General features: G+C 62.0%; 1 protein-coding gene. It reads left to right on the forward strand.

Annotated elements, in window-relative coordinates; all coding sequences use genetic code 11:
• The coding region (locus INT22_RS21300) for a molybdopterin oxidoreductase family protein (protein ID WP_226912833.1) at window positions 1-1,711 on the forward strand (1,711 nt) is incomplete at its 5' end.
• Between the last annotated feature and the right edge of the window lie 65 nt (window positions 1,712-1,776).

Here is a 1,776-nt window from a genome sequence, read left to right on the forward strand (position 1 = left end):
CGCCGGTACCCAAACCTTTGACTCAGTCATGCAGGCCGATGCGATTATCGTGATTGGCGCCAACCCCACCGACGCCCACCCAGTGTTTGGTTCGCTGATGCGCAAACGCTTGCGCCAGGGGGCGAAGCTGATCGCCGCCGACCCTCGCCGCATCGACCTTCTAAAGACCCCGCACATGAGCGAGGCCCAACATCTGCCGCTGCGCCCGGGCACCAATGTGGCGTTGATCAACGCCCTCGGCCACGTGGTGGTCACCGAAGGTCTTGAAGACCAGACATTCGTGGCCAAGCGCTGCGATACCGAGGCCTATCACAGCTGGCGCACCTTTATCAGTGAGCCACGCCACTCCCCGGAAGCCAGCGAAGCGATTACCGGCGTGCCCGCCGAAGCCGTACGCCAAGCGGCGCGCACCTATGCTAAAGCAGCTAATGGCGCCATCTACTACGGCTTGGGTGTGACCGAACACAGTCAGGGCTCCACCATGGTGATGGGAATCGCCAACTTAGCCATGGCTACCGGCAATATTGGCCGGGAAGGTGTCGGTGTGAATCCGCTGCGCGGTCAAAACAATGTGCAGGGCTCCTGCGACATGGGCTCCTTCCCCCACGAGTTGCCGGGCTACCAGCACGTGGCCGACCCCATCGCCCGCGGCCGCTTTGAGTCCGTGTGGGGCGTGAAACTCGACGACGAGCCGGGGCTGCGCATTCCCAATATGTTCGACGCCGCCATCGAAGGTACCTTTAAAGCGCTCTACGTGCAGGGCGAGGACATCGCCCAATCCGACCCCAACACCCAACACGTTGAGGCGGCACTACGCTCGCTGGACTGCCTGATCGTGCAAGATATTTTCCTCAACGAAACGGCCAAGTTCGCCCACGTGCTGCTGCCCGGTTCAAGCTTTCTGGAAAAAAACGGCACTTTCACCAACGCCGAACGGCGCATCAACCGGGTGCGCAAAGTGATGCCAGCGCTTGCTGGTAAGGAAGACTGGGAAATCACTCAGGACCTGGCCAATGCGCTGGGCTACCCGATGCACTACGCCCATCCGTCCGAGATCATGGACGAGATCGCCCAGTTAACGCCAAGCTTTGCGGGCGTCAGCTACGCCAAGCTGGAGGAGCGCGGCAGTCTGCAGTGGCCCTGCAACGCCGAGTACCCGTTGGGCATGCCAACCATGCACGAGGTTGACTTCCCCATTGGCCTGGGGCGCTTTGCGATTACCGAGTACGTGGCCACTGAAGAGCGCGCTAACCGCCGCTTCCCACTACTGCTCACCACCGGGCGGATTCTCAGCCAATACAACGTGGGCGCCCAGACCCGGCGTACCGACAACCAGCGCTGGCACGACGAGGATGTATTGGAACTGCATCCCTCTGATGCGGAACTGCGCGGCGTGCGTGACGGCGACTGGTTGGGCATTACCAGCCGCTCGGGCNNNNTTCCCAGCCGCTCGGGCCAGACGGTGCTACGCGCAAGGCTCAGCGAACGCATGCAGCCGGGGGTGGTTTACACCACCTTCCACCACCCCGGCAGCGGCGCTAACGTTATCACAACGGATAACTCGGACTGGGCTACCAACTGTCCGGAATATAAAGTCACTGCGGTACAGGTGGAAAAAGTCAGCCAACCCTCTGCCTGGCAGCAGCGCTTTAACACTTTCGACCTGATCCAGCGTGACCATCTGGCCAACGCTCATCAGGAGGCGCCATGAGCACCCACCACACACGCGACGCGGTAGCGCGCCAGCCGGTGGAGGTGCGTCGGGGCGCTAACGGC

This window comes from Halomonas sp. 3D7M, assembly GCF_014897885.1.
Lineage (GTDB): Bacteria > Pseudomonadota > Gammaproteobacteria > Pseudomonadales > Halomonadaceae > Vreelandella.